Annotated in this window: 21 protein-coding genes; 7 read left to right on the top strand and 14 right to left on the bottom strand. The window is 34.6% G+C overall.

Annotation, left to right across the window (positions count from 1 at the left end; genetic code table 11):
- Positions 1-87 precede the first annotated feature (87 nt).
- Positions 88-516: a YybH family protein gene (locus R2Q77_RS01615; RefSeq protein WP_316801965.1), complete on the top strand. Its 429-nt coding sequence runs from the start codon at positions 88-90 to the stop codon at positions 514-516.
- A gap of 1 nt (position 517) precedes the next feature.
- Here R2Q77_RS01615 and R2Q77_RS01610 read toward each other — a convergent pair whose 3' ends face one another.
- The 9 genes from R2Q77_RS01610 to hemW all read right to left on the bottom strand — a co-directional run bounded on the left by R2Q77_RS01610 (position 518) and on the right by hemW (position 8,799).
- Positions 518-1,876 carry a S41 family peptidase gene (locus tag R2Q77_RS01610; RefSeq protein WP_316801964.1) on the bottom strand — a complete coding sequence of 453 codons (1,359 nt, stop codon included), beginning with the start codon at positions 1,874-1,876 and terminating at the stop codon, positions 518-520.
- Between the two features lie 58 nt (positions 1,877-1,934).
- A complete protein-coding gene (locus R2Q77_RS01605) occupies positions 1,935-2,555 on the bottom strand; it encodes a sugar O-acetyltransferase (RefSeq protein WP_316801963.1) in 621 nt (206 codons plus the stop codon).
- A 34-nt stretch (positions 2,556-2,589) separates the two neighbouring features.
- Complete coding sequence (locus R2Q77_RS01600; RefSeq protein WP_316801962.1) at positions 2,590-3,063, bottom strand: hypothetical protein; 474 nt, start codon at positions 3,061-3,063, stop codon at positions 2,590-2,592.
- Between the two features lie 147 nt (positions 3,064-3,210).
- Positions 3,211-4,089, bottom strand: a complete 879-nt coding sequence (locus tag R2Q77_RS01595; RefSeq protein ID WP_316801961.1) for a cupin-like domain-containing protein — start codon at positions 4,087-4,089, stop codon at positions 3,211-3,213.
- A 142-nt stretch (positions 4,090-4,231) separates the two neighbouring features.
- The gene (locus R2Q77_RS01590; protein ID WP_316801960.1) at positions 4,232-5,017 is read right to left on the bottom strand and encodes a DUF3050 domain-containing protein; all 786 of its coding nucleotides are present in this window, start codon (positions 5,015-5,017) and stop codon (positions 4,232-4,234) included.
- A 60-nt stretch (positions 5,018-5,077) separates the two neighbouring features.
- The gene (locus tag R2Q77_RS01585) at positions 5,078-5,959 is read right to left on the bottom strand and encodes a cupin-like domain-containing protein (protein WP_316801959.1); all 882 of its coding nucleotides are present in this window, start codon (positions 5,957-5,959) and stop codon (positions 5,078-5,080) included.
- Between the two features lie 178 nt (positions 5,960-6,137).
- Positions 6,138-6,689, bottom strand: coding sequence for a fasciclin domain-containing protein (locus tag R2Q77_RS01580; RefSeq protein ID WP_316801958.1), 552 nt, complete (start codon positions 6,687-6,689; stop codon positions 6,138-6,140).
- 137 nt (positions 6,690-6,826) lie between these two features.
- On the bottom strand, positions 6,827-7,609 hold the full coding sequence (locus R2Q77_RS01575; protein ID WP_316801957.1) for an SDR family oxidoreductase: 783 nt from the start codon (positions 7,607-7,609) through the stop codon (positions 6,827-6,829).
- 56 nt (positions 7,610-7,665) lie between these two features.
- Positions 7,666-8,799, bottom strand: coding sequence for a radical SAM family heme chaperone HemW (gene hemW / locus R2Q77_RS01570; RefSeq protein WP_316801956.1), 1,134 nt, complete (start codon positions 8,797-8,799; stop codon positions 7,666-7,668).
- Between the two features lie 162 nt (positions 8,800-8,961).
- On the opposite strand from hemW, the gene R2Q77_RS01565 reads away from it, so the two are divergent.
- Positions 8,962-9,465 carry a phage integrase SAM-like domain-containing protein gene (locus R2Q77_RS01565; protein ID WP_316801955.1) on the top strand — a complete coding sequence of 168 codons (504 nt, stop codon included), beginning with the start codon at positions 8,962-8,964 and terminating at the stop codon, positions 9,463-9,465.
- A 624-nt stretch (positions 9,466-10,089) separates the two neighbouring features.
- Here R2Q77_RS01565 and R2Q77_RS01560 read toward each other — a convergent pair.
- Entirely contained in the window at positions 10,090-11,643 is a 1,554-nt protein-coding gene (locus R2Q77_RS01560; RefSeq protein ID WP_316801954.1) for a DUF6734 family protein, read from the bottom strand.
- 343 nt (positions 11,644-11,986) lie between these two features.
- A complete protein-coding gene (locus tag R2Q77_RS01555) occupies positions 11,987-12,847 on the bottom strand; it encodes a hypothetical protein (protein ID WP_316801953.1) in 861 nt (286 codons plus the stop codon).
- A gap of 142 nt (positions 12,848-12,989) precedes the next feature.
- On the opposite strand from R2Q77_RS01555, the gene R2Q77_RS01550 reads away from it, so the two are divergent.
- Both R2Q77_RS01550 and R2Q77_RS01545 read left to right on the top strand, forming a co-directional pair.
- Positions 12,990-15,254, top strand: a complete 2,265-nt coding sequence (locus tag R2Q77_RS01550) for a peptidase domain-containing ABC transporter (RefSeq protein ID WP_316801952.1) — start codon at positions 12,990-12,992, stop codon at positions 15,252-15,254.
- 2 nt (positions 15,255-15,256) lie between these two features.
- On the top strand, positions 15,257-16,576 hold the full coding sequence (locus tag R2Q77_RS01545) for an HlyD family secretion protein (protein WP_316801951.1): 1,320 nt from the start codon (positions 15,257-15,259) through the stop codon (positions 16,574-16,576).
- Between the two features lie 288 nt (positions 16,577-16,864).
- Here the strand turns inward: R2Q77_RS01545 and R2Q77_RS01540 are convergent, their stop codons facing one another.
- The 3 genes from R2Q77_RS01540 to R2Q77_RS01530 form a co-directional block, all read right to left on the bottom strand.
- The gene (locus R2Q77_RS01540; protein ID WP_316801950.1) at positions 16,865-17,158 is read right to left on the bottom strand and encodes a hypothetical protein; all 294 of its coding nucleotides are present in this window, start codon (positions 17,156-17,158) and stop codon (positions 16,865-16,867) included.
- 263 nt (positions 17,159-17,421) lie between these two features.
- Positions 17,422-17,763, bottom strand: coding sequence for a nuclear transport factor 2 family protein (locus R2Q77_RS01535; RefSeq protein ID WP_316801949.1), 342 nt, complete (start codon positions 17,761-17,763; stop codon positions 17,422-17,424).
- 93 nt (positions 17,764-17,856) lie between these two features.
- Complete coding sequence (locus R2Q77_RS01530; protein WP_316801948.1) at positions 17,857-20,085, bottom strand: S41 family peptidase; 2,229 nt, start codon at positions 20,083-20,085, stop codon at positions 17,857-17,859.
- Positions 20,086-20,317: 232 nt separating this feature from the next.
- On the opposite strand from R2Q77_RS01530, the gene R2Q77_RS01525 reads away from it, so the two are divergent.
- The 3 genes from R2Q77_RS01525 (at position 20,318) to R2Q77_RS01515 (ending at position 23,619) form a co-directional block, all read left to right on the top strand.
- Complete coding sequence (locus R2Q77_RS01525; protein WP_316801947.1) at positions 20,318-21,295, top strand: DUF4271 domain-containing protein; 978 nt, start codon at positions 20,318-20,320, stop codon at positions 21,293-21,295.
- A gap of 14 nt (positions 21,296-21,309) precedes the next feature.
- Positions 21,310-22,080, top strand: coding sequence for a uroporphyrinogen-III synthase (locus tag R2Q77_RS01520; protein ID WP_316801946.1), 771 nt, complete (start codon positions 21,310-21,312; stop codon positions 22,078-22,080).
- Between the two features lie 210 nt (positions 22,081-22,290).
- Entirely contained in the window at positions 22,291-23,619 is a 1,329-nt protein-coding gene (locus tag R2Q77_RS01515) for an SUMF1/EgtB/PvdO family nonheme iron enzyme (RefSeq protein ID WP_316801945.1), read from the top strand.
- Positions 23,620-23,630: the final 11 nt, after the last annotated feature.

The raw sequence follows: 23,630 nt of genomic DNA, 5'->3' as shown, positions 1-23,630 counted from the left end.
ATCACTAATGTTGAAAGGCTACCTGTAAAACCAATTTTATAAGTTTATTTTTTGAAAAATAAAACGCACTTTTATTCCAAACTATGAATGATGAAAAAACTATTAACCATTGCCTTATTTTTTATTGGTTTTGCTGTTCAGGCACAAACGCCGAAAGATAGAACCGCGATATTAAATGTTCTGGAGCAGCAGCGTACCGCATGGAATAAAGGTGATGTTGAAAGTTATATGCAAGGCTATGCAAAAAGTGATAGCTTATTGTTTGTAGGCAAAAACGGCCCCACTTACGGATGGCAAAAAACATTGGATAATTACAAACGCGGCTATCCTGATAAAGCAGCTATGGGCTATTTAACCTTTGGAATAAAAAAGGTAGAATTTTTAAATAAGGATGTGGCCTTTGTATTGGGTAGCTGGAATTTGAAAAGAGAAAAAGATGAACCGAAAGGCTTTTTTACATTGCTTTTGAAAAAGATAAAAGGAGAGTGGAAAGTGATGGTAGATCATAGCTCATAATTTACGGTTTAAGCAAATGGTTAATTACGGGGTCAATACCATTAATTTGATCTATATAGGTTGTTTTAATTAACTTATCGGGCAAAACAGGGTGTTTTGCCTTGTCTTTACAATCCGCGCCTAAATCAAAGGAGGTGGTTACCTGCATCAATATTTTACTGTTTGGCAAATTAAATTTATACACCTCACCAAAATCACTTGTGTTTTCGCCGGTAGGCTCACCAATTAAGGTTGCCATTTTAAAAGTTTTAACACCATCGGCCAGCATATTGGCACTTGAAAAAGTTATTGGCCCTGTAATTATAAATACCTTACCCTTAAAAATGGTATCCGTAATAAAAACAGGATCTTTAGCAGTGCAATTTGCATATTCCCAGATGGTATGGTTAGCCTTTTTTAAATAAGTATTGCTTGTATCGCCTTTTTTAATAATATTATTTTTATAGGGTTCGCTTATTTTCCAGTATTTGCCTGCGGATAGAATATATTTATCCTTGTTAAAATAACTGATTAGTAAATCGGCAATAAGAGAATTGCCGCCAGTGTTTTTTCTTAAATCAATGGCTACAGTGTTTATGTTTTTCTTTTTAAGTTCATTAAAGCACGAATCGAAAAATTTGTTATAAGTTTTATAATCCTGACCCATTTCAATTAAATCAATATAACCTATCTTATTATCTATAATTTTAAAAGAATACGATTTTCCTAAAATTGACGGGAATGCTTCGCCTAATAAATCTCTGAGTATTGTACCTTCTGTAATGGTTTTTTGTTGTATTTGTTTGTTATAAACGTATTTAACGTTAAACGGTGGCCTAATGCCCGAAAGGTATAAGTTGTAGCCGAGTAATTTAATGGCAAGTGCTTGTTGGTAGGTGTCTATACCTCCAATTAATGATATTCCTTTTTTATAAAATTGACCTAAATCTGCTCCGTTTATGGAAATAATTTGAGCGCCTTTAGGAATCTCTGTTTCCTGAAAGCCAGTAAGGGCATAAACATTTAATTTTTTATCGGCAACAAAGCTAAAGGGAAAGAATATTTTCTTGCGGAAATCAGTTTGAAAGGCCGGCTGAATAAAAGAAGGAGCGGTGTGGCCATCTTTTATTACACTGGTTAATTCGCCTATTTTTAAGGTAAAAGATCTAATTTCGATAGAGTCTGGAATGTTGTGTTTTAAGCTGTCTATCTTTTTTAAATATTCCCTTTCATTTATATATAGAAATGGATTGTAATGGACTTCACGTAAGGTTTTATCGTAAAAATCTATGTCGGCCAATGCCTGGCTTTTAGTAATAAACTGTGCTTGTACTTGCAGGCCAAGTAAAATTAAACCAGAAATAAAGTAAAATCGTCTCATAGATTTGGGATGTAGAACTATAGACGTTAAAAAATTATTTCTGGTTGCATAGAATGAATTATAAATCGGTTTTTTCTTCCAGTTTAAAGTTTTTGTAATAATAATCTTTATCGGCATCGGTAATTTGTCGAGTTACTTTGCAAGGATTTCCTACGGCTAAAACATTGTCGGGAATATCTTTGGTAACCACACTACCAGAGCCGATAACCGTATTGCTGCCAATGGTTACACCGGCATTAATCACCACATTTCCGCCAATCCACACACTATCGCCAATGGTTATGGGTTGGGCCCACTCGTATTCCTGATCTCTCAAATGAGGATGTATTGGATGCCCGGCCGTATAAATGGCTACATTTGGTGCAATAAATACATTATTCCCAATACTTACCTTGGCGCAATCTAAAATAACCAGATTGAAATTGGCGTAGAAATTATTTCCGATTTCGATGTTATAGCCGTAATCACAACGGAAAGGTGGCTCGAAATAAAACATTTTTTCAGTTTTACCTAATAACCTTTTCAATAACTCTTTTCGCTGTTTAATTAATTTTGGGGCAGAATTGTTAAATTCAAAAATAATTTCCCTGGCTTTTAACCGTTCTTTTGAAAGTTCATTATCGCCTGCCTGGTAAGCTTTTCCCGACAGCATTTTTTGTTTTTCGGTTAGGGTTGTCATAAAATAATTCTGTATCGTATTTTAAATAAAAGGGTTATAATTTGCTGACAAGCCAGTTAATTGTTTGTGTGAAATATGAAAAATAAATGGTTCCCCAAATTGGAGTGCTTTTATATTTATAAACCAATCTTTTCTCTAAATCTAAGAGAACTGGTATTTCAAATGCCGACCAATGTTTTTTTGAAGCGTTTTCTGCAAAGTAAATGGCATCGTTTTCTATTTTATTTCCCATTAATATTGCAATGGAGCCAACACCAGATTGCAATCCTCTCGGCCAGCCTTTATTATTGGCCAGTGCATAATTTAAGCACGCAGCCGAAAAATTTTCAAGAACTGCTTTGTTAATAGGTTGGTCGGTTTCGCCGATAATAATAAATGTATTTAATTGTGTAGCAAACCAGCTCCATTTAAATTTTTTAATGTAGCCTACGGTACAATTTATGCCATTAATGTTTGCCTGTGCTGAATAGATGTTTTCAGCGCTTAGAATTTGTTTTAAATCAGCCATAAGTTCGTTTAATTTAGATAAAGTTTTATGGTTAAATGATGAACAAAAATAATACCAGTGAAAAATGATGCGCTTAAATTAGCCGTGCTTAAATAAAAAATGGGGCAATCGTAAAACGAAGCCCCATCCATTTATGTGTTAATATCTTTAAGGTCTGCCTTTTTCGAGCGCTTTTTCTGCAATTTTAACTGCTTTTTTCTCTCTCCAGTTGGCATACTTTTCTTTGAAAGTCATTTTAATTAAACTATCAATAGCGCCGTGTGTAAATAAACTCCAAACACTGGCTACTTTACGGGAAATGGATTGATCCCAGGCACGTAAGCTTAACGAGAATGAACCATCCAGATATTTCATCCAGTGCCACATACCTGTTGGCATAAATAAAGTATCTCCATGTTCTAAGAAAACTTCGTAACCTTCAACACCATTTAATGCCGGAAATTTTTTAAAGTCAGGGTTGGCTACGTCATAATCTTCCAAAGCATAAGTGGCATTTGGCAAGCAATATAAACGATCTTTCCATTTATTATCGAAAAGAACAATATGTTTTCTGCCTCCAAAGTGTGTATGGAAGATATGTGGCAAATCGATATCGTAATGTAAAAAAGTTACGGAATTAGAACCTCCAAAAAACATCGCCGGCATGCTCTCAATAAAACCACCCATTAAATCTTTAGGGATTTTAACATCATTAATTAAGCTTGGAACTTTTTTAAACAGGTTGAAGAAAAAGATTCTTAATTCTGTTGGTTCGCGTTTAATTAAATCCAGATAATCACCAAATTTCATGTGTGCTGTTGCGGCGTTGATTGGTTTTGAAGGATCGGCTTTTGAATTGTCGTAAAGAGGAACTTCTAAATCGCCAGCGATTTCTTTCAAATATTCAGTTGTCCACTTTTCTCTTGCAGGCCAATCTTTGGTTAAACCTTTAATTACTAACGGACGTTTTGTTTTCAGATAATTTTTTTTAAAATCTTCTGGAGTAATACTCTCAACAATGTCTACTGGTTTTAAAATGAAACTCATGCGCTTAAATTGGTTATTTGTAACCTAACAACAAATGTGTAAAATTTATTTTATAAATAACATACCAACGGTCAAATGTGACGAAAATTACTTATTATAAATTTCGCATTCAATTAACAATTTGTTGATGTTTAAAAAGGATTTAGGCTAATACTTTTCTGTTGCCAATTTCTACATAAGCTGCATCCCAAAGTTTTATCCTCATTTCGAGGGCTTGCTTGGTTACAGTTTCTGCTTCATCCCAAAATTCAGGATTAACCTCACACAGTTTCTCTGTCATTTGCAGGGCTAAATGGCTGTGATGATCGCCATCTACTTCGATATGACGTTCCAGGTAATATTTAAAAATAGATACCTTTTCAGGCTGAGTGCTGTTTAAATCGGTTACCATAGAAAAAAACATACCCGGTATTAAATCTTCACGGCCAAAAGTAAAACTGGCGGCCTGTAAATGGGTTTTGCCATTGTTAATGGTTTCGAAGGTCGCGTTTACAAAATCTCGGGCAGCTGCCGGAACTTTTGCAATTTCAAAGGCATCGTTAAAACTATGTCCATTTTTTAATTCGGACAAGAATACGTTTATGGGTTCTGTATCAGCCCCGCATTGATCCATCGCATCAAGATAAAGCTCGAAATGGCTTTTAATATTGCCGTTTGCATCAACATCAGATTCTTCGCCGGCAACAATTTCATTAATTAACTGACGGGTTACCGCATCGCCAACCGGAAACCAAGGCAAGGTAGTACAGGTTAAATTAATTTGCAAAGCTTTTAACAACGACATAAAATCCCAAACTGCAAAAATGTGATGTTGCATAAAAATTTGCAGGTCTTCGAGCTCATTAATGGCAGAATAAACCTTATGGTTAATAATCTGCTGTCTGAGCGGCTCAATGTTTTCTTGTATTTTAACGATGTTTTGATGCATATTTTTTAATTAATGAATTTGAAATGAAGATGTATTGTTAAATTCTCATTCAATCATTTTTTATCTTGGTAAATTTTTTTGTAAGGCTTTAGCTGCTTTTTTAATGGCAAGTTCTTCTTTCCATTTCATGTATTTTTCCCTGAAATTGGCTTTCATAAAGTCGTCAAATTTACGTTGAAGAGTTAAGTTGTACAAACTTTTTGTTTTTACTGCCCAGCTTTTATCCCAGGCTCTTAAACTTATCGAAAAAGATCCTTCAAGGTACTTCATCCAGTGCCAGTAACCGGTAGGCATAAATAAGGTGTCGCCATGTTCTAAAAAGGCTTCTACACCTTTAATTCCTTTTAATGCCGGAAATTTTTCAAAGTCTGGATTCTCCACGTCATAATCTTCAAGGGCATAAGTAGCGTATGGAATTTGGTATAAACGTTCTTTCCATTTATAATCGAAAAGAATAACATGTTTCCGTCCATTGAAATGGGTATGGAAAATGTGCGCTAAATCAATATCATAATGTAAAAAGGTAACCGAACCTTTTCCTCCGAAAAACATATTTGGATAACTGTCTAAAAAACCACCCATCAAATCTTTGGGCGCGATGTAATCTTCTAATAATTTAGGGGCAAACTTAATCGGGTCAAACAAAAATATGCGTAAATCGGTGGGCGTTTCCCTAATCAGATCTATGTAATCGCCAAACTTCATTTCGGCTGCTGCGGCATTTATGGGTTTGGATGGATCTGCTTTTGAACTGTCGTATAAGGGAATATTTTTATCACCAACCACATCCTTCATATAATCCATGGTCCATTTCTGGTAAGCAGGCCATTTCTTGGCCATATTTTTTATAACCAGTGGTTTACGCGGATTTAAGTAGTTTTTTTCAAAATCAGTTTTAGATATGTCTTCAACTATATCTATTGGAGATAAATCGAATTTCATGTTAACTTATTATTAAGACAGGCAAAATTAAATAATTAGCTACATCTATATATAAGTACAGGCAAATCGTGAAAAAAATCTGACAATTAAACGAAAAAAGTCAGAAAGTTATTCGGTTTAAAACAAAAAAACGTTTTTGCCTTTTAGCAAAAACGTTTTTTATAGGGATAAACAAATATTATTTAGGCATTAAAACGGTATCAACAACATGGATAACACCATTTTTTTGCCAAACATCAGCAATGGTTACCGTGCTCATTCCACCTTTTTCATCTTTTAATACTAATTTTTTACCTTCCATCCAGGCCCAAAGTTTTCCGCCTTCTACTGTGGTTAACTCTGCTTTACCTTTACCAGCTTTAATGGCTGCAGCAATTTCTTTGCTACCCATTTTGCCAGCAACTACATGGTAAGTTAAAATTTTAGTAAGTGTTGCTTTGTTTTCTGGTTTAACCAACATTTCTACTGTACCTTTTGGCAATTTTGCAAATGCTTCATTCGTTGGAGCAAAAACTGTAAACGGACCTGCACTTTTTAAAGTTTCTACTAAACCTGCAGCTTTAACGGCCTCAACAAGTGTAGTGTGGTCTTTAGAGTTTACTGCATTATCTACAATGTCTTTAGTTGCATACATGGCTGCGCCACCAACCATTGGATTTTTTTGAGCGTAAACTTGTGATGTAAATGCCATGGTTACTACGGCAATTGCTGATAAGATTAATTTTTTCATTATTTCTATTTTTTAAGTTTCTGTTATTTGATGTCATTTACGAGGACTTACAAAAACTGGTTTTTAAGAAACTGATAAAAATATTTAATAATCTGTTTTACAGTGTTTTAATTTAAATTTTGAATGCCGTTTAATAATTAAGTTACTTTTGCTTCTCTTACTCTTTTAGAGAAAATTTTTGGAAAGAAACGTTTTAAAAGCACGGCTTTGGTTTCTTTTCCACCAATATAAACTTCTTCTTTTTTATTTTTTATTGCAGTAACAATCTGTTCGGCACAAGCCTCGGCACTCAAGCCATTATTTTGGGCATCATCCATGGTTCCCTGCCTTTCGCCATTGGCCGTCATGGCGTTAACCGAAACCTGTGTTTTTATAAAACCGGGGCAAATTATGGTAATATTGATGTTCTGATCGTAAACTTCTGACCTTAAAGAGTCAAAATAACCATGTAATGCATGCTTAGATGCGGCATATGCAGAACGTAGTTTAGTGCCAAACTTACCCACCAAACTACTAATGCAAACAATTTGACCCCCACCATTGGCAATCATCACTGGTAAAACAGCTTTACTCAAAATTACGGTTCCCCAGAAATTGGTGTTCATAATTTTTTGCTCGGTTTGTAAATTGGTTTCTAAAGCTAAAGCGCGCTGACTTATGCCCCCACTGTTGATGAGCAGGTCAATTTTTCCAAAAATACGAATAGCAGCTTCAGCTTTCTCGTTTAGGGTTTCAGTCTCATTCAGGTCAAACGGTAAAACATGCACATTAAAAGAATTCTGGCAGTTGCCTTTCACCCTAAACAGTTCGTCGCGGTTGCGTGCAGAGATGATTAACTTATCGCCGGCTTTAAAATATTGGTAAACTAAAGCTTCGCCAATTCCTGAAGAAGCTCCGGTAATCCATACAATTTTTGACATATATTTTTAATTTGAGTAGGATTTTAGTTTAGAACAATTGAATTTCTATCTCCAATTTAATCATTTTCAACTATAAATAATTCTGAAGCAATGTGATCTGCAAATAACTTACCCTCTTTACTTAAAGTCAGAATTTCTTCTTTTTTAACCAGCCATTCTTTTTCTTCAAAACCTTTTAGGTTGTACAACGTTTCTTCGTGAAATTCTTTGCCGAAAACAGCTTTTATCTTATCCAGATCAACGCCCCACATGGTTCGTAAAGAAGTCATCACATATTCGTTAAACCGATCATTTAAACTTAATTCTTCAACAATTTCAGGTAGTTTGTTGCTGGTTAAAGTTTCGATATACTGGGCATTATTGGCTGGGTTCATATACCGGTTATAACCATCAAAACCATGGGCAGATGGTCCAATGCCAATGTAATCTACGCCTTTCCAGTAATTGGTATTGTGCACGGCATAACAACCTGGTTTTGCAAAATTAGAAATTTCATAATGTTCGAAACCTGCGTTTTGCAATTTATCCATCAAGATAACAAATTGCGAGGCGCTTTGATTATCGCTTACCGGAACCTGTTTTTTTGTTTTTATTGCATGTGCCAGTGCTGTTCTTGGCTCAACAGTTAATGCATAGGCAGAAATATGCGGAACCTGTAATTCAATTGCTTTTTCAATATTGGTCACCCATTTTGCATCTGTTAGCAATGGATAACCATAAATTAAGTCGAGCGTTAAGTTTTCAAAACCAGCATCTTGACTTCTTTTTATACAATTTTCAGCTTCCGACGCATTGTGCGCGCGGTTCATCCAGGTTAAATCTTCGTTATAAAAAGATTGTATGCCCACGCTGAATCGATTAACGGGAAGTTGTTTAAGCTCTTTTAATTTCTGTATAGTTAAATCGTCCGGATTGGTTTCTATAGTAATTTCCGCATCTGCATCAACGGAAAAGGTTTGATTTATAGTTTCGAAAATCTTTTGAAGGCTGGCTTCCGGCAGGATAGAAGGTGTGCCGCCACCCAAATATATACTGCCAACCTGGCCTTTAATCCGGTCTTTTTTCAGCTTGATTTCTTTGCAAATGCTTTCTACCATTTCATCTGCATATTTTAGCGATGTGCTAAAATGGAAATCACAATAATGGCAAGCCTTTTTACAAAAAGGAATATGGATGTAGATACCTGACATGCTTCTAACCTCTAATAAATGTAAATAGACTAATATAAGTTTTGATAGTTATTTCTTTGTTAATTAGCATTTTATGTGTTGTCAATTTAAATTTTATTCTTTCGTTGTTTATGCAACTTTTGTTACTTGTAAAGTGATTTTTATGAGTAACAAAAGTAACAAATGGTAAGCGTAAGATATAAAGAACTTAAATCAGGTAAGTTTAGCGCCTATTTGGACATTTATATGAAAACTTCTGATGGCAAAGGTAAGTGCAATTACGAGTTTTTAAGTATATATGTATCCAAAGATTACTCTAATCCGAAAATTCGAATTGCAGAATCAGATAAAGAAAATACCAAACTAATCCAGGTAATTAGAAATAAGCGAGAAACGGAGCTAAATTTTTATGTTCATGGATATGAGGTTCTGGATAAAATAAATTATAAGCTTTTAGATTATTTCGATGAGTGTTTAAATAAAAAATTTAATTCTAAACTCGAATGTGTTTATATTCATCTCCATAATTTCATAACCGATAAACACTTTACATTTAATGATGTTACCCCAGATTTTTTACAAGGATTTCAGGATTATTTATTATTGAAGGTTAGTAGGAACACTACAAGTGCCTATTTAGGAGTGTTTAGACAATATTTTAAAAAATGCTTACAAAAGGTCATATAAAGAATTCGCCCTTTGATGACTTTAAGGTAATAGAAGAAGAGTATCTTGAACGAACAACCCTCACCATTGAAGAGGTAAGAAAATTATCTAATACCATACCTAAGAAAGGCAATACGCAAATAAGGCAAGCTTTTCTCTTCTCGTGTTTTACCGGTTTGAGGTATTCTGATATCAGAAAATTAAGGTTTTTGGTTATTCCTGCATCATGCGCCCAAAACTTTAGATATAAATTCGTTGGCGACGCTTCTGGCAAATCCCAAAATACTTTATTATTAATTTCATGTTTAGTTATTTCTTAAGAATTGCTTTAGCCTGATCAATTAAGGGGATACGGACAATCTTTCTAATTGTCTTTTGTGGCCTGAAGACTAATTCATTATTTTTAACCTCATCATAAGTTCGTTTTTTGAGACAAATAAACTTTGTTGAAAAATTCTTGATGATTTTCAAGCAACCACCTTTTAATTAATCAATTAACTTGGCGTTTTTAATACCAATTTCCGAGAAAATGGGCTCGTGACGATTGGAACACCCGCAAAAAGCCGATTTGCATTGGTGTACCATGTTAAATCATAAACACATTTTCTAAAATCAGAATCCATCTAAAAATATTCATAATGCCTGTTAATAAAGAACCCCAATAGTTTTATTATTAATACCTTTTTTTATTCTTCCAAAAACTAATTTCTCAAATTCAACTTTTGAAGTTTCAACCTCATTTTTATCAAACATTTTTTTACAATCATTTAATAATCGCCCAATAGTTTTTATGGATTTGATTTCTTTTAAAATTTCTATATCAAGTAAATCTAAATTTGACAATGAATAGCCAAATTGATTACATTCAGGAACAATAGCAGTAAAAAAATTATCAAAAGGCTTTTTACCTTTACGCATAGTAAAAGCTCTATTATTAATTTGACTCCAGTCATTTTGACTCTTAATTATTTCCGTATACTCCATCGCCACAATTTTCTTTTTGTATATGTTTGAAACATCCGCAAAGAGGTACTCAAAATATTCCGTACAATTCAAATCCCTACCATACAAAAACAACTCGGATATTTTTGAAAACTTATTATATACGATTTTTTTTATCGTGGTACTGAAAATATCAAAATCTAAAAGCTCAGATTCTACTAATGGCCCCACTGGCTCAGGAATTAGAGCATCTTTTTTAAGAAAGATAGAGCTTTTGGCATAATTAACTCCTACTTTGTAATTATGTTTTAAGTCTTTACTCCAATTTAGTCTCTCACTTTTATTACCATCAAAAGATTTATAATAGTCATGATACAAAGGTATATTTCTACACTTATACAAATCAATGATCGCATAATAGTATTTGGGATAATCAAGCCTAAGCCTATTAGCAAGCTGCAAACATACTACTTCATTCTTTTTATAAGAACCTAAAATGTGTAAATACTTTTTATCATAAGGAACATTTATAAAATCACCAAAACCTTTATACTCATTATCACCAATAACTTGATTTAAAAGTACGCCAACACTTTTTTTTTGTTTTTTTACTAAGCAATAAAATAAGTATTGTTCAAAAAAAATATTAAAATTACCCCCAAGTCCTTCATTAAGATTTAAAATATTTTTGTTTACAAAATCGAATGCTTTTTTTGCATAGAAATTGAAAAATTTATAGTCATTACCACCAAAAATACCTGCATTATATGCTAAGATTTGATTTCCTTTTTTTCTTTCATCCAAGATTTCTTTTGGGAAAAAAGATAAATGATTTTCCAGATCCTGCATTATTTTCTCATAGTAAGAGGTTGCACTCTCAAGATTTTGAGCGATCAGATTTCCTCTCATCAATTTCTCTTCAAATTTCTCCCATATAAAAACATCCCCATCAACATGTAGAAATGGGGATGTTTGCTTCTCATAAACATAAATTTTGGGTAAAGCCCATAAATCGGGTTGATATGTATTTAAACTATCTAACTCACAACAAACATTAGCATAAGGTAGCTTAAGTTCATCGATTAATATTTTCTTTGTCTCTTTATCACAATAAAGAGTGACATTTTGATAATATTTATTAAGTTGCATACAACTTAATGCCCAGCTCATTAAATTGTATTCAGGGGATACCCAACCTGGCTGATTTGTTAGTATGTCCTTTTTATTGCAAGCCCAATAACTTTGTATGATTTGCATTAATGATCATTACGATTTGATTAAAAAATATTTTTTCGTGATTTCAAGGCAGCAATTTCATTGAATGAGCCAAAAAGTCATAATCCATCAAGTGGTTTATTAGCTTATGCCAAAAAATACCAAATTATAAGACTAAGCGATACAAAAAAGGTTAGCCACTGTGAATATGACCTATTCAATAAGAGCAAAATTGCATTCGCAGTTAGAGCTGATATCATAATTAATTTTGGTGGAAATAAACCACGTTTTAATGGGTCAATCAAATACAAGGTTAAACAAATTGCCAATAATACGAACTGAATTATCAGTATTTTGTAATTTACCTTACTATCTTTAATCATAACTAATTTTGAATTATTTCACCCAGTTCATTTCCATAGCCATCCTTGATAATGTAAGTTACACGTGTAGGGGCACCATCCATTAACGGAGTACTGTATTTAGCATTAATTATTAATCCATTTCCACTATTATAGGCATTTTGGATATTTTGCCATTCTACTCCATTTCCAGAATGTAATATTGATTGAATTCCAGTCGCAATACCTGCTGGAGGATCAATAAGCCCTACTCCAAAGCCCAATATAGACAAAATAAATTCTTGGCTAGGATTTGAGCTATTTTTTTCGATTAAAAAACTCTTAGCTTGTTGATCATTAAAAGCATAAGTTTCTGTAAACCCTGTTAAAGTTCTTGTTTGGCTATAAGACGGCATCTTTATAGTTGCATCTCCAATCGCAAGTGTCTGCCAAGTAGTTCCTCCATCAAAAGACACTTTATTATATTTTGTACCATACTCTGAAGTGTAAACTGTACCGTCAAATAAGTAAGCTCCCTTACTATCTATTTGAAAGCTAACACTACCACCACCAGTTTGAGGCAAAGGAGAATAGGTAAGAGTTCCATCATTTTGTGGCTTATAAGTTCCTTCAGGAAGTCCAATAGCCCAAGATGCAAAAGCACCAGCAGTCATACCTTGACCTGAACCATCAGTAGAGCCACTTAAAATATGATCAGGACTATTTGGGTTCCCGCCGCCACCACTACCACCACCACTAGGTGTCCCACCATCAGAGCCCCATATTGCACCGTCTCTCCAAATATGTCCATCCCACCACATACCACACCCACCAACTACACCCATCATTTCATCTTCACTAAGCATGCCCTTAATGTCGTTAAACTTTAAAACCTGTCTTTTCATGATTTACAAATTAAATTAATTTTATACTATTACAACTACACCAAATGTATATAAAAAAATATATTTAAAATAAAAAAAAACAATACTTTAAAAAGTAATTTTTTTTCAAAAAAAATGTCTTATTTGTATTTACTAAATAAGTATGATAACTAATAAATTCCCGAATGATAGACAAATGGACATGATGGATTGTGGTCCAGCATGTTTAAAAATGATAGCAAAATTTTATGGAAAATTTTATTCATTACAATACCTAAGGGATAAATGTGGCATCACTAAAGAAGGGGTTTCCTTTTTAGACATTAGTCATGCTGCTGAAGAAGTAGGTATGCGTAGCCTTTCTTTAAAATGTACTATCAATGAGTTATTGGTTAATATCCCATTACCAGCCATCGTACATTGGGATAACAGCCATTTTGTAGCTATTTATAAGATTAAAAATATAAAGCAGAAACAAACAAACAAAAATGAGATAGATGGAAGTATTTATGTTTCTGACCCAGCTAAAGGATATGTAAAATATAAAGCTGAGGAATTTGCAGCTAAATGGATTAAATCAGGAAGTGACAAAGGTATTTTAATGGCTTTAGAGCCACAGGCTGACTTTTATCAAAGACAAGGTGATGAAAAGTTAGAACGAAGAAAAACCTTTGAGAACTTTCTAAGTTATTTTACTCCTTATAAGAAAAGTTTTATAAACCTATTTATTGTAATGTTACTGGTAACCATTCTTCAAGGTTTATTGCCCTTTATCAGTAAAGCGGTTATTGATGTCGGCATACAAACCCATGATGTAGATTTTATAAACATTGTACTCATTGCCAATATTGCAATTGTAGTAAGTGTATTACTCAGCAATCTGGTTCGGGATTGGATTTTGCTACATGTAACTTCACGTGTAAACATTGCACTTATCTCTGACTACCTCATCAAACTCATGCGTCTGCCTATTACCTTTTTTGAGAACAAGATGACGGGTGATATTTTGCAACGGGCACAAGACCATGAGCGCATTCGTAGTTTTATTATGAACAACTCATTAAACATGATTTTTTCCGCTTTAACTTTTGTGGTGTTTGGGGTTATCATGTTCATTTACAATCCAGTAATCTTCTATATTTTCATAGCTGGCAGTGTGATTTATGTCATTTGGGTAATGGCTTTTTTAAATATACGTAAGAAGTTAGATTGGGAATATTTTGATTTGGTGAGCAAAAACCAAAGTTATTGGGTAGAAACCATTAGTAGCATACAGGATATTAAAATTAACAATTACGAAAAACAAAAACGCTGGAAATGGGAAGATATACAGGCCAGATTGTATAAGGTTAATCTAAAAGTATTAAGTATCACTAACACCCAAAATCTAGGAGCTCAATTTATAGATAGTTTAAAGAATTTATTCATTACTTTCTATTGCGCTAAAGCCGTTATTAATGGTGAAATTACTTTTGGTGTTATGATTTCTGTTCAATTTATTATTGGGATGTTAAATGCACCAGTTGTACAGTTTATACAATTTATTATCTCCTTTCAGTTTGCTAAAATCAGCTTTTTAAGATTAAATGAGATTCATCAGTTGGATGATGAGCATGATAATGTAGGAACAAACAATGCTGAATTACCTGAAAACAAAAGCTTAATTATAAATAATGTGATGTTCCAGTATACCCCAAATGGCAAGATAGTTTTGCACGGCATCAGGTTAGTTATCCCTGAAGGAAAGGTAACGGCAATAGTTGGCGACAGTGGTAGCGGTAAGTCGACCCTTTTGAAACTCCTACTTCGTTTATATAAACCTAGCTACGGTGAAATCATGATTGGAAATATGAATGTCAACAACATAAGCTTAAGACAATGGCGGGATAAATGTGGGGCAGTCATGCAGGATGGAAAGATATTCAACGATACCATTATGAACAATATTGTTCTTGAAGATGAGAAAATAGATTATGATAAACTTAAAAAAGCGTTGCATACAGCGAACATTGCACAAGAGATAGAACAGTTACCACTTGGATATCAAACCATGATGGGTGAACAAGGAAGAGGATTAAGCGGTGGACAGAAACAGAGGATATTAATTGCAAGAGCATTATATAAAAATCCTGATTATTTATTTTTTGATGAGGCAACCAATAGTTTAGATACCATAAACGAACAAAAAATTGTGGCTGCTTTGGATAATGTTTTTAAAGACAAAACGGTAATTGTGGTTGCCCACCGCTTAAGTACCATCCGTAAGGCAGACCAGATCATTGTAATGCAAGGCGGGGCTGTGGTTGAAATAGGAACCCATAATTCACTTATGGAAAGAAAAGGACGCTATCATCAACTGGTACAGTCACAAATGGATTTGACCAGTGCCATTTCTATGGAAATCCCAAATAATTTAAGTGATAACTAGGAATGATGACTGACGAAAAATTATACTTTCCGAACCAAAGAACAGAGGAAGTTCAGCATATTATAGATAGAATGCCGACCCGATTTGGCTTTTGGGTTTCAGCTATTGTTGCTTTTTTATTTGTATTGATGTTTGTTTTTGGATGGGTGGTTCGCTATCCTGATGTAGTAAATGGACAAATTAGCATTAATGCAAATAGCGCACCATTAAAGCTAATTGCCAACAGCAATGGAAAACTAAAGCTTAATGGAGTTAAATCCATGGATGAAGTTAAAGAAGGGCAAATATTGGCTTATGTTGAAAATCCAACTAATCCAACAAGTGTTATATATATTGATAGCTTACTTAAATTATTTAACCCCAACACAGATGATATTTTAAATATTAGACACAAATTACCACATAACTTTTCTCTGGGCGAGTTAAATTCCAAATACTATGCATTTTCTAATAGCCTTCAGGAATTTATCAATTACAAACAAGATAAGCTTTTAGATAAACAAGTACAAAACTATGTTACTTTATTAAATGAACAACGCAATGGGATAAGTACCGCCTCTAAAAGAGTGGAAATGGCGAAGAATAGTTTAATCTATGTTCATAAATTTTACAGCAGAGACTCAGCTTTATTTGCAAAGAAAGTAATCAGTGAATCGGAATTGGATAAAACGCAAATGAGCTATTTGTCCAGTAAAGATGGTTTGCAAAATGCCATCAACAATTTAATTAATACTAAACAAGCTGCACAGCAAACTGAAAGTAAAATTCAGGAATTGGGGATACAAAAACCAGAGAAAGAGAAAGAGTTACAAATCGCTTTAACCTCTGCTTATAATGATTTAGTAGATAACATTAAAAGTTGGGAACAAAAATATGTTTTTAAAGCCCCATTTAGTGGAAAAGTGCAGTTCCTTAAGTTCTATAATGAAAACCAGTTCGTTCAGGCAGGAGAACAAGTATTCACTATTGTACCCAAAGAAGAAAAGGCATTCGGACAGGTTATTTTACCGGCACAAGGAAGCGGCAAAATTAAAACAGGTCAGGAAGTAATCGTTAAACTGGATAACTATCCCTACATGGAATATGGCTCGATTACTGGTCAAATTAAATCAATTTCCTTAACCACCAATACCACGAAGACAGAAAAGGCAGATGTAGAAACCTATATGGTTCTGGTCGATTTCCCCAACCAGTTAAAAACAAATTATGGAACAAAATTAGATTTTAAAGCAGAGGCGAAAGGAACAGCAGAAATTATTACTAATGATCGTAGATTGATTCAGCGTTTATTTGATAATTTGAAATATATTCTGAAAAAGTAGCTGGTTTTAGATCTTATCACAGGGGCTGCAGGGGGCTCCTCTGATATCCCCTTTTAGAATAGAGGGGAAAGCCCTCACATTATACTTTCAATTGTTGCTTTGGCATTTGATATTGTTTCGTACTTATATTTCATAATTTTTATTTATTAAAGCGTTTGTTAGAATTATGTAATACCAAAGTAAATGAATAAATTTCATCCTAATTTTTAGACCGTTTTAGTAGGATAGTAAAGAAGTAAAGCCTTGCTTTACATTAGGACTAAAATTTTGTCAAAAAAGTTAAAAGTTTTAAGCGTGATCCATTTTTAGCGTTGTTTGCTGAAAATTAAAGTCAGATTGCATGTTGTACCATAATTCGCTACTTGCGCCAAGAGCGTTGCCAATTTTCGTAGCAAGTGTTGTGGAAGTGTCTCGTTCCTCTGCGAAAATATGGTTTAAGTTATTGATGGAAAGACCAATTAGTTTGGCAAAATCTTTTTTTTGGATTTGATGAAATTCTATTTCCTCCAGTAAAAAAGAGCATGGATGGAATGCCTCGATTTCAATTTCGGTACCTTTTGTACTGAATATCTTGTTCCTCATAGTATTATGGTTTTAAGTTCAGTTCAAACAAATTCATAAGTGCGTTGCAAAAAAAAATAAGACTCAGGCATGATTTGACGTGCTTATTTGTTGCTTTTTAAATGCAAGTCTTTGACAATGATGGTTGTATCTAATTCCGGACATTCCTGCAAAGATACAAGATAATCTTGTGTACAATGTTGTTAATGTATTTCGCCTTAAACTGATTTTACCTGTTTATGATGAGTGATCAATCATTCATCAGTCCATGTGTTCGCTTTATTCTAAAGCAATGGCCTTGGGTCAAATAAAACCTTTATAGATTTAATTTTCTCATGCTCGAGTACGTACCATCCGGAAGCAAAAATTGTTTTATCGCCCATATTAATATCGTAGAAAACAGATACTTCGTGCCCATCTACAAATAACTTCTGGATGTTATACTTAAACTTCATCTTTTTCATGTCATCGATATAGTGAGTAGCTCCCGTGCGCTCGCCCATTACACCTTTGAACGTCATATTTTCATCCAGTTGTTCTTTAGCCAGGTCAAATTTTTCGGCATTTAAAGCGTTTAAAAAATCTAATACTACAACTTTTGTATTGTGTTCGTTTAATATTGACATTGTTTCAATGGTTTTTATTTAAAACGTAACATTTATAAGAATGTTTTCAAGATTAATTTGTAACACAACCTTTGGCATTGAACAGCTTTTAGATTAATTACCCATAATAAGTTCTTTGGCTTTTTGCAAGGGCTCATCAATACCTTTCTTAAGGCCTTCTATAGTGGGTTTAATGGTTTGATTAATTTTTACACCTGCGCGTTGTGCATTGGTTCCATCGGGATAATAAACACCAATTCCAGATATCCATGTCGTAAAATCGCCGGGTAGGGGTATGGCAGAAATATTTCCATCGGCACCCGCAGTTGTGCTTCCAATTACAGTTACATTGTTAGCCGATTGAATGGCCATGGTTACAAATTCTGCATTACTTTGAGTGGCTTCGTTAACAATGACTACGATTTTTCCTTTATAATAATCTGCATTTTTGTTTCCACTTTTTATGGCGTTCGAATAAATAAAAGTTCCGGGCTTAGTTAAGGAGCCATTTGTAAATTTCACAAAATCAGAAGAGTCAGGTTTAAAATAGGTGCTTAATGATTGCTCCATTTCGTCGGTTGGATAATTGCGCATATCTACAATTATGCCCTTAGTGTTTTTAAATTTATTTCGAATACTGTCTAAATCTTTTACTTTGTAATTTTTACAGAAAATGTATCCAACCTGGTCATTTATTAATGTATAGCCAGGTAATTCGAGGTCATTATTATTGGCGTTAATGTTTTTATTTTCAACGGCTTGCTGGTTAACAAACAACGCATTAGAATTTCTAATTATGCCGAGTTTAAATATTGGGTTATTACTTCTTAATAAATACAACCTCGGCATATCCCGTAATACTGTTGGATAGTTGGATGCGGGTGTAAATGGCGCATACTTCTTTATTAAGGTATCTAAATTTGTTCCGTCAATAGAGCTGATTACATCGCCGATTTTTAGATTACTTTTTACACTCAAGGTGTCTTTGTCGTAACCCGTTACCACAAGTTTGTCTTCAATAAATTTGGCCTGAATAGGAAGTCTGAATTTGCCTAAAAAATTATCGTAAACAGTACTTCTGATAAATGCATGCGTATCGTGTGTGGAGCTGATCAGCTTTACCATGGCCATAGCGTACTCGTTTTGGTTGGTAGCTTGTAATACCTGCGGAATAAATGCTGGCAATACTTTGTTCCAATTTTCTTTAATCAGGTTTCTGTTGGGCGAAAAATATTGAATGATGCTCCAGTAGCGGTATAAAGCCAGCAATCTATAGGCTGCATCAGGATATTTCATTTTAGGATACAATTTTTCATGGTCAAATTTTGGGTTAGAAGATTCAGCATCGCTTACATAGTAATGTTTTTTGTTGTTGCTGTTAGAAACGATAAAATCAAGTTTCGATTTCAGGGCCTTTGTGAAGACCTGATTTGTAAATAAATCTCCATAATCAGCCTCAATGGCTATTTTCCTATGATTCAATAGCTTTTTACAATTGGTACATGTTGGAATCTGCCCGGTCATATCAATCCATTTTTCAAGAACTGACGAAAATTCAATGTCATTTTTAGTCTTTAATACCGTTGGCAATATCCTAAAAAGCTCATTATCCCAATTGTAATCGCCGTTTGCAATTGCGGGATGGTAATATTTTAAAAAGCCCCATACTTGACCTAAAAGGCTAAGGTATTTAACGTTCTGTGGGTTTGATTCAATGAGGTCAATTCCCGATCCATTTTCAAAGTCTTTATCGTTTTTGGCTTTGTAGACGGAAACTTGTTTGGTAACGGCCTCATCAATCGGTTTATCGTCTATGAAAACCCTTAGGCTATCTACCCAGATTTTTCCCTTGCCCACCAGCATTGCCCCAACAATTATTTTTACTGCTTCATCATCGTTATAGTTGGCACTAATCATATATTCTTTCCAGTCGTTAGTGCCCTCTATTTTTTGTCTTTGCATGGTTTCAAAAGCAAGTTCCTCCCCATCAGCCCCTGCAACCCTAAGCCAAATACCAGCAAAGCCATCAGTAACATTTTCTGTTTTAATATTTCCCACCAGGGTGATTGATTTGCCCGCAAATGTTTTATCAATGGGAAACTTAATGGCAGCACTGGAAGCATTCGGGTTTGAAGTAATGGAAATAGCATATTTCCCTTGTTGTTTAGTATTACTGTCTAATTTAACTTCATATTTATTCTGATTGTTATAGGTTAAATCCCATCCGGCGGGATTGCCTTTTTGATCCAGTTTTTCGAAGTTTCCATTAAAAATACTTTGGGCATTTGCCCAAGCGGAGATAAACAAAAAGGCGAGAAGTAAATTAGATTTTAGGGTTTTCATGCCGGCAATTTAATAAGAATTTGAGCTGAAAGCAGTTCGTGGCTATTTCTTTAACCTTTTTTAACAGAGTCTATTTGAATGTTTTAAGCCAATTAAAGCAAAATCTTTCAAGCTAATTTCTGATTAGGTGCTTCATGAAAATCAAAAGAATGCATTACAATTAAATGGATTTATTTTTTGTGTAAACCATAAATATTCAAGTACTTTTGCTTCCTTAATTTTAACTGTAGGAATGCCTAAATTTATATTCATCCTGTTTGCTTTTTTATTGTATGCAAATTTTGCTGACGGGCAACAAATTTCTACAGTTTCTGATAGCGCCGTTGTACAAAAATATCAGTACAGGCGTTACCGTTTGGACTCTGCGCAGCTTGCCAGGCAAAAAATAGTAACAGATTCCATCATCAGGCATACCTGGGTTTTACCCGATAGCGCCATTAATAAAAATGCTTTGCTGGATAGTGTGCAAAAGGAGTATTTGTTCCCCTCGCTTGATTTACTGGCCTGGCAAAAAAAATACCAGCACTTAAAAAAGAAAGTTAATCCCTATCAACTTGGGCACGCAATTCCGAAAGGAAATGTTTGGTTACTTGGCTTTATTTTTATTATGTTAATCATTTTTGCCATTCTTAAAAATGCCTTCTCCAAGCAATTATCTGCAATTGTTCAGTCCTTTTTCAGTAACCGGGTTTTAAATAACATCAACAAAGAAGATAACCTGTTTAGTTCCTGGCCGTTTTTGTTGCTGTTTATACAGTTTGGATTTATTTTGGGAATGTTCTTTTTTCTTGTAGCCCAATATTACGATATGTACCAGGTAAGAGAGGGATTTAAGTTTTTCTTTACAATATCCATCCTGATAATTGTTTTTTATGCACTGAAACTGATTATCTTAAGGTTTCTCGGCTATTTGTTTAATGTTCAAAAACCAGTGGGAGAATACATCTCCATATTATATTTAAGTTATTTTAATGCTTCTTTATTATTTATTCCTTTGGTGGTTGCTTTTGCCCTCTCTCCACTCAAATACGGCGTTGTATATATCGTACTGGCATACTTACTGTTAGGTATCATATTTGCCTTCCAGTTATTAAGGGCGGGTATAACGATACTTTCTAATAATAAGTTTTCTAAAATGCATTTAATTTTGTACTTTTGCGCCCTCGAAATATGTCCTATTTTAATACTAATTAAAACGATAGGATTGTAGCAGGAAAAAGGAAAATGCAAGAAAAAAATGACGCTAGAATTCGTAAAGTAAAAAGTATCTTAGTTACTTTACCGAAGCCTGAAACAGAAAAATCCCCTTACTTTGATTTGGCTAAAAAGCACAACCTAAAAGTTGATTTTAGATCATTCATCCACGTAGAGGGCGTACCTGCAAGGGATTTTAGAAAAGATAAAATTAACCTTGCCGATTTTACAGCCGTAATTTTTACGAGCCGTAATGCCGCCGATCACTTCTTTCGCATATGCGAAGAAATGAGGTATGATGTACCAGTCGATTTAAAGTATTTCTGCTTGTCAGAAACCATTGCTTTATATCTTCAAAAGTATATTCAGTACCGCAAGCGTAAAATCTTTTTTGGAAAACAAACTGCTGCAGATTTAGCAGAAGTGTTGAAAAAGCACGCGAATGAGAAGTTTTTATACCCTTGTTCGGATGTAGCAACAGAAGACACCATGAATTTTCTTGAAAAGAGCGGGTATGATTTTACACCGGCCGTTTTATTCAGAACTGTGGTTAGCGATTTGTCCGATCTTGCAGAAGTTTTCTATGATGTGATTGCTTTTTTCAGTCCTTCAAGCATACAGTCGTTGTTTAAAAATTTCCCCGATTTTCAGCAAAACAATACCCGTATAGCGGCATTTGGTACCAACACAAGCAAAGCGGCTACTGATATGGGTTTAATTGTTGATATCGCGGCACCAACTCCCGGCGTTCCTTCGATGACTATGGCGATTGAAAATTACATTAAGGTATCTAACAAATAATACTTTTTAAAACCGTGCAATAAATTCGTAATTTTAGAGTTATAAGTGAATTACGGGTTTATTGTAACGAAAATAATAGAAGGTAAACTTTTTGGATTTTAAATTATTTCCTCTTAGTAACGATTTTGAAATAAAATATTTGCTTTTGTTGATAATTTCAGTGATTTTTGATAAAAATGATCCTAATTGTGTTTTACACACTATAAAAATATGAAGAAAATTTACCTTCTGGCTATTGTGGCTGTAAGTGTATTGCTGGCAAGTTGTGGCCATGGTGGTCAGGGCGAGTTAGTGGGTGCCTATAACCGAAAATTTAAAAACAACAGGATCCCTTTAGGAATGGTTTATGTTCCGCCAGGCCATACTCCCCTGGGCGGATCTGATGAGGATATTACCTTTTCTCAAAACGGGCCAAGCAGAATGACAACCATTAGTGCATTCTACATGGATCAAACCGAAATTTCCAATGCCGAATACCGTCAGTTTACCAACTGGGTACGCGATTCTATCGCCGTAACTATGATGGGCATGCCGGCTCAATTTACGATTACGCCAAGAAATGGCGCTGCGGCTGGTTTAGGTGGCGAAAAATACATTAACTGGAGGGCCGTTGGTCCAAACGGTGCTAATCTTTGGCGCAACAGAGCCAGAGGCACAACCGCCGGTGCCCAGGCAAGTCAGCTTGATGGTATGTACTATTCAGGTTTAGATGCCCTGCCGGGAAGAAAAGAATTTGATGTTCGTAAATTCGAATATGCTTACGCAGAGCTAAATATGGACAAAGCGGCTCTTGGCCATAAAGATCCAAACAGCAAGCGTCAGGATTATATCGACAGGTATGTGATTGCTATTTATCCAGATACAATGGTTTGGAAAACAGATTATTCCTATTCACAGAATGATCCGATGGTTCGCGGTTATTATAACCATCCTTCGTATGATGATTATCCTGTGGTTGGTGTAAGCTGGGAGCAGGCAAAAGCATTTTCACACTGGCGTACCAAACTTTATGACGGAGTAGCTACAGCAAGAAAAATGCCTGTTGGTTCGAGATTAGATTATAGATTGCCTGCCGAGACAGAATTTGAATATGCTGCAAGAGGTGGTAATACCAAAACAAAATATCCATGGGGTGGCCCATACATCAGAAATACTAAAGGCTGTTTACAGGCCAACTTTAAACCAGGACGCGGAGATTATTCGAGCGACGGTGGTATTTATACCGTTGGTGTAAGGTCTTATTTCCCGAATGATTACGGTTTATATAACATGGCCGGAAACGTTTCTGAATGGACAATTACAGCATATAACAAATCAGCAAGCCCATTATTGCACGATTTGAATCCTAACTTTACTTATGTAGCTGGAAAAGATGATAGTAAATATTTGAAACGTAAAGTTGTAAAAGGCGGATCCTGGAAAGATACAGGATATTTCCTTCAAAATGCCGTTTCAACTTACGAATATCAGGATCAGCAGCGATCATATATCGGCTTTAGATGTGTATCCTCATACCCAGGAACAGATCTGAGAAACTAAAAAGACCAAAA

Origin of the sequence: Pedobacter nototheniae (assembly GCF_032678625.1) — a bacterium.
Classification (GTDB): domain Bacteria; phylum Bacteroidota; class Bacteroidia; order Sphingobacteriales; family Sphingobacteriaceae; genus Pedobacter; species Pedobacter nototheniae_A.
Note: the sequence above shows the minus strand (reverse complement) of the source record. Positions and strands in the feature narration are given on the sequence as shown.